Source organism: Halomonas sp. BC04 (assembly GCF_000568385.1).
Genome location: NZ_AZQX01000102.1, coordinates 1 through 5,694, shown reverse-complemented (window position 1 = coordinate 5,694; position 5,694 = coordinate 1). Strand labels below are relative to the sequence as shown.

4 protein-coding genes and 1 pseudogene are annotated in these 5,694 nt (G+C 64.9%); 3 read left to right on the top strand and 2 right to left on the bottom strand.

The window, feature by feature from the left end:
• Together Q427_RS32065 and Q427_RS07455 are read left to right on the top strand one after the other, a co-directional pair.
• A pseudogene (locus Q427_RS32065) lies at positions 1-275 on the top strand (phosphoribosyl-AMP cyclohydrolase); the annotation flags it as partial.
• A gap of 495 nt (positions 276-770) precedes the next feature.
• Positions 771-1,403, top strand: a complete 633-nt coding sequence (locus tag Q427_RS07455; RefSeq protein ID WP_043512505.1) for a bestrophin-like domain — start codon at positions 771-773, stop codon at positions 1,401-1,403.
• Positions 1,404-1,841: 438 nt separating this feature from the next.
• On the opposite strand, the gene Q427_RS07450 is transcribed toward Q427_RS07455, so the two are convergent.
• Positions 1,842-2,135 carry a VapA/VapB family virulence-associated protein gene (locus Q427_RS07450; RefSeq protein ID WP_269321205.1) on the bottom strand — a complete coding sequence of 98 codons (294 nt, stop codon included), beginning with the start codon at positions 2,133-2,135 and terminating at the stop codon, positions 1,842-1,844.
• A 168-nt stretch (positions 2,136-2,303) separates the two neighbouring features.
• Between Q427_RS07450 and Q427_RS07445 the strand changes: the two genes are divergently transcribed.
• Positions 2,304-4,031: an NAD(P)-binding protein gene (locus Q427_RS07445; protein WP_043512503.1), complete on the top strand. Its 1,728-nt coding sequence runs from the start codon at positions 2,304-2,306 to the stop codon at positions 4,029-4,031.
• Here the strand turns inward: Q427_RS07445 and Q427_RS07440 are convergent.
• The coding region (locus Q427_RS07440; RefSeq protein WP_043512500.1) for a tetratricopeptide repeat protein at positions 3,954-5,694 on the bottom strand (1,741 nt) is incomplete at its 5' end. The two genes, Q427_RS07445 and Q427_RS07440, sit on opposite strands and share 78 nt — an antisense overlap.

Here is a 5,694-nt window from a genome sequence, read left to right as displayed (position 1 = left end):
CTCCCGAGGGCGCCCTGGCCTACTTTGTCGGCCACAGCGATGAATACAGCGAAGACAGCGGCTTTGCCCTGAAGGGCTGGCAGGAAGTCACCATCGACAACGCCGCCATCTTCATCAGCGGCGACACGGCGCTGACCATGGGCAACGTCTCGATTCTGGATGCCGACGGCAATACCACCACCGTGGACAAGACCTGGGGCTACCACCTGGACGACGACGGCGCCCTGCGCATCGTGCTGCACCACTCCTCCCTGCCCTTTACCGGCGACGAGTAAGCGTCCGGCAGAAACGAAAAGCCCCCAAGCCTGGTAAGAGGTTGGGGGCTAGGGAAATGCTACGACAAACTACCTTACAGGATGGATTGGGCTTTGCGGCGTGCCGACCCAGCGCCAGACGTTGACGCCTGAGCGGCTGTCTTGAATGCCGCCACGATACAGGGGAAGATCAAACGCGGTTGGCAATTGCGGCCGGTAATGAGGGTCGTATAAGAACGTAAAAACCGAGGGGAACTATGCGCCCGCTTTTCCTGTTGCAAACGCCGATCTCTGAGAAGACGGGCCGAGGATCCTTACGGCTGGGCCGGCCAACTGCAAGACCAGAGCCGTGCCAGGCGTTAAGCGACGCATTGCGATGATCCGCTTCTGGTTCGAGTTCCACCCCCTGTTGATCCTTCTGCTCCTGCTGATTCTATTTCTGTCTTCCGGGGCCTTGATCCACTGGCTCCAGTTTCATTCTCCCCTCAGCGCTCGCCTCAAGCTGGCGCCCTCGGCTTGCCGACCTTCGTGGCCGTTTCGACCTTGTTTGCGCTGTTCGCTGCCTTCCTGCTCGCTGACACCATGGACCGGAAGGATCGAGCGTCCCAAGCCGTCCAAACCGAAAGTGCGGCGATCTTCGGACTCGGCGTCGCCAGTGAAACGACAGTGGCCAGCGGAGGGAGGATCCGCGCGGCGATTCTCGAGTACGCTGACTCGGTGGTGGAGAATGAATGGCAGCGCCTGCTCCAGGAAAGCGGCAGCAGCAGGACGGAACAGGCGCTGCTCGAACTGTTACGCGCCGTTCGAGACGCCGCGAACGATAAGGGCCTCTCCGCCTCGGCCCATGGCCAGATGCTGTCTCTGGCACAAGACATTGTCGACGCGCGGACAGATCGCATCGCCATTGTGGCCAATCATTACCAGCAATTTTCGTGGAGTGCCTTGTTCCTGCTCGGCTTCCTGACGCAATTTGTGATGGGCATGGGATTCCTCGACCGGGCGTCCGCGAACCGGCACGCGATTGTTGTCTTCAGCCTCGCTGCGGTCGTCGCCCTGTGGCTGATTGCCATCCAGGACAATCCCTTCCGGGGAGCGGTCCAGGTGTCACCCGAGGCCATCGAACAGGCGGTAAGCGCCTGGCGCGATTGAGTCCGATTAGAAACTGGCCAGCCCGAGGAACCACTCCAAGCGCGCCTGTTCCTCCTGCAACGCTGAGTCGAGCGCAGCATCGCGTGTGGCACGTCCGCTCACATAGCCCGGCTGCAACTGCAGCTGCCCGTCACGCACGGCGGCATTGGCCCAACCGATGACCTACCGCCCCTACCTGGCAGATTCGATGATGACTCGCATCATCCTTATGCGGCAGTCCGTGCGTACCCTGTATTACGGAAGCCATCTTCAGTGGCCTTTATCTCATCACCGTAACCGAGCGTTACGCCAAGGACAATGCCAACCAAGGCATAGGGATGACTTGGGTCATGCGGGACTTTGCTGTTCGCCGGGAAGGCTCCTGGCAATAGCCGCGTCGTTTATCCGGGGGCGCCTCGGCGCCCCGGGGTGCGGGCTAATGAATACCAGGCGTGCAACTCAGTGCCAGCTACCTTTGCCACCGCCAACACCAATGACGGTGGAAACTGCCCCCGACTGGAAGTGGCCCAGCAATTTGCTGTGGCTGTCGAAGTACAGGATGCTCAGGTAGACCGGCGTGCCCTGGAACTCGAAGCTCACCGTATCGCGATAGAGCCGGTCGAGATCGTCGGTGTAGACGTGCCCGAAGAGGGCACCGCCGCCGGGTGAGGAGGCACCACCGGCATGGCCGTCGAAGGTCTTGCCATCGGTGATGTTCACCTGGAACTTCAGGTAGAAGATCATGCTGGCCACACTGCCGTTAGCGGGGGAAGTGGCCGCATCACCTCGGTATCACCGCAAGCGCTGCAAAGGGCCGTCCGACGCGCAACGGATCACTTCGGTATCAGCTCACCTTGTCCCCTTGGTAACGGCGTCAGATTGGGGGATTCTTGGGTAAATCATCGCCTAGGAAGCCTCTTCATGGACACTACACCGCTACGGGTTGCCATCATTGGCGGCGGGGTCTCCGGCCTGTCGCTGGCCTACTACTTACAGAAGCAAGGCGGCGAGGCTGCCCGGCCGATCGAGGTCAACATCTTCGAGCGCAAGGCCACCCTGGGCGGCAACGCCGAGACGGTGTGGGTCGACCTGGGCAATCGCCGTCACCCGGGTAAGCCTGACTCGCCCTACCGGCGCTGGGCCGACCTGGGGGTCAATGACGTCAATCTGGCCACCTACCACCGCCTGCGCACGATCCTCGGCGAGATCGGCGAACTGGAGCGCATGAAGCCACTGGAGAATACCGAGAGCTATTTCAGCCGTGACGGAAGTATCGCCCTGACCGACGATAGGGAGCTGTTCCGCGGCGTCAGCGACCCGGCCCACGATCTGAGCCAGGTCGATGGGGGCAAGCTCGCGGTGCTCATGGCCGTGGTACACCGCAGCGCCATCGAGCTGGTGGAGAGCCGGCGCATTACGCCGCGCTACACGGTGGATGACTTCTTCGACGCCTGCGTCGCCACGCCCGCCGAAATGCTGGCCGCTGCGGCGGAGGAGCTGGGTGTCACCATCGATTGGCAGGATCCGGCGCTGCCGGCCCGGCTGGAGCGACTACGCCACACCATCTATTACCCGCGCATCTCGGCCATGTACTTCGCCGACGACCGCGGCCCGGGCGGTATGCCGCTGCAGGCCCCCTTCGAGTATTACCGCATTCAGGAGGGCGGCTCGCCCCCGGACCGCCGCTACTTCGAGCACGGGTCCCAGCACTGGCTGGAGGCCCTGGCCGCCCATGTCACCGACCCGAGTACACCGGGGCCCCGGGTGGAGATCCTGCGCGGAATCGAGGTGGAGGCCAGCCTCTCACCCCAGGGTGTGACGCTGACCGAGCGGGCTCCCGGTGAAGACCGCTGGGAGGCCGACCTGCTGATCATGGCCACCCATGCCGAAGATGCCCTGCCGCTGCTGACGTTCGGCGACGGGCTGAGCGACACCCATCGGGAGCTGCAGCATATCCTCGGCAAGGTGCGCTACACCCGCAGCTTCAGCGTCTGTCATACCGCTGCCGCCCGACTGCCACCCAATCGCAACCTGTGGCGCACCTACAATATCGAAGTGCGGAACCCCGAAGACACCTTCTTCCCCTACCGAATCGACTATGTGGCCAATCGCCACCAGAATGACGCGGAGAACCCCGCCTACAACCAGGCCGGCCTGCCCCAGTACTTCGTCTCCCTGGTGGACGACCTCAACCGGATTCCCCGTCGCGAGATGCTGGAACGGCGACCCTCTCCCCTGGACGGCCCCTCGGCGCTGGCGGCCGCGGCACCCGGCGAGGCTGGCTACCGGGACCGGCTGCCGCCGCTGGACAGCGACCTGGAGGCCAAGGCCTGGACCCTGTTCAAGCACAACGTGCTGGATGCCGACTGCCTGGAAGCGCAAGAGGAGATCGCGCGCTATAACCAGACCACCGCCCGCAGGCGCTTCGAGGGCCGCCAGGACGTGTGCCCGCTGCTGTTTGCCGGCGGCTGGACTCGCGGTGCCGGCCTGCAGGAGCAGTGCCTGGAACAGTCGGCGCAGGTCGTCGAGCTGCTGCTGGGGAAAGCGGAGCGTCGGGCCGATCCCCTGCGGCTAGTGCCGACTGGCAGCCAGGCGAGGCAGCGTCATCCGCAGGCCCGCAGCTTCACCTCGGTACCAACTGGCTCGTAAGGTTTCCAGGGCGCGCTCCTCGACGCTCTTTGCGACGCTCTTTGCAACAGTATCCAGCCAATCGGCGTGGGCCTCGATCAGGGCCCGGTGGTGCTCGCCCCAGGCGCAGGGCTCCGCCGCCATCAGCTGGGTCAGGCGCTCGGCATAATGGCGGGCCGCGTCGGGTCGCTGGTCGAGCAGGCTGACCTCCGCCGCCGCGATCAGGAAGCGGTAGCCGTTATGCCCCACGCAGCCCGCGTCCAGAAGCGCTTCGCCCTGTTTCAGGGTCGCCGAGCGAGCTTCGGGATCCTCTTCCAGCAGCGCCCGGGTGCCCAGCACCCAGGGGCCGATAAAGGCCTGCATCCCATGCTGCTCCACCAGCTGCCAGGCACGCTCGATGCTGGCTCGCGCCTCTGCCGGTCGTCCGGTGATCAGTTCGACCCGGGCGCGGCTCTCCAGCAGAAAGGCCTCGAAGCGCCAAGAGCCCAGGCCGCGAGCCACCGCCAGCGCCTGTTCCACCTGCTCGTCGGCCCCCTGGGGATCACCCTGGGAAAGCAGGATCCAGCCCGCCGTGAGCCGCGCCACCACCTCGGCACGCCGATTGCCGACCCGCTTGCCCAGCTCGGCGGCGTCGAAGCAGTCGGCCAGCGCCGCCTCGGTCTGGTTGGCATAGATGCGGGCCGTGCCCAGCATGAAGAGGTTGGAGGCCTCCAGGTCGGCGTGGCCATGGGTCCGGCAAAGCGATACGCAGTGGTCGAACAGCTCGAGGGTGCTGTGCATCTGCCCCTGGGCATAGTGGGCATCGCCAAGCCCGCTCAGGGCCTGGATCTCGGTGCGCACGTCGCCGCCATGGCGGGCCTGCTCCAGGGCCCGGGTGTGATAGGCCCGGCTGGTGGCAAAATCGCCCCGGGGGAAGTAGAGGTTGCCCTTGAGATAGAGCGCCTCGGCCAGGGGCAAGGGGTCTTCCAGCGCCTCGGCCAGGGGCAGCAGGCCATCGAGTATCGCTTCCTCCGCCTCCAGAGCATCGAGCATGTTAAGCACCCGGGCCAGCCACAGGTCGGCGGTGATGCGCTGACGCTCCTCCCGGGCATAGGCACGGGCCGCCTCGAAGTGCTCCCGAGCCGCCTGGATACGACCGGTCGCCATCGCCACCTGGCCCTGCAGCAGCACCAGCCGGTACTCATCCTTCGGCGCATAATCGATGGACCAGCACTGCTTCAGCAGCGCCAGGGCTTCCTCATGCCGGTAGCGGGCCATTTCCGCCGCCACCGCCTGCAGGAAGGCGTTCGGTGCCTCCAGGGATCGCGCACGGTGAAGGTGGCGCGCGCGCAGCCCCGGCTCCGCCTCGCCATAGAGCTCGGCCAGGCGCAGATGCAGGCGGTCGCGCTGTATCTTGGGAATGCCTTCGTAGATCCCTTGCAGGATCAGGTCGTGCATGAAGCGGTAGCTGCCCTCTTCCAGGGGGCGTACCAGGCTGTAGCGCTGGGGAAGTTCGGGTCGATAGTCGGCCTGCCCCAGCACCTCCTGCAGCAATGCCAGGGAAAAGCGCTGCCCCATGACGGCGGCGATGCACATGGCCCGGCGATCCAGGTCGGTGAGCTGGTCCAGCTTGCTCTGTACCAGGTTGGCGAGGCTGGCCGGCAAGCTGCGATGGGGATGGAACAGCAGCAGTTGGGTCAGAAAC

Excerpts from the sequence above, each read along its gene's own strand:
- Q427_RS07445 (WP_043512503.1), top strand. The coding sequence starts at position 2,304 with ATGGACACTACACCGCTACGGGTTGCCATCATTGGCGGCGGGGTCTCC.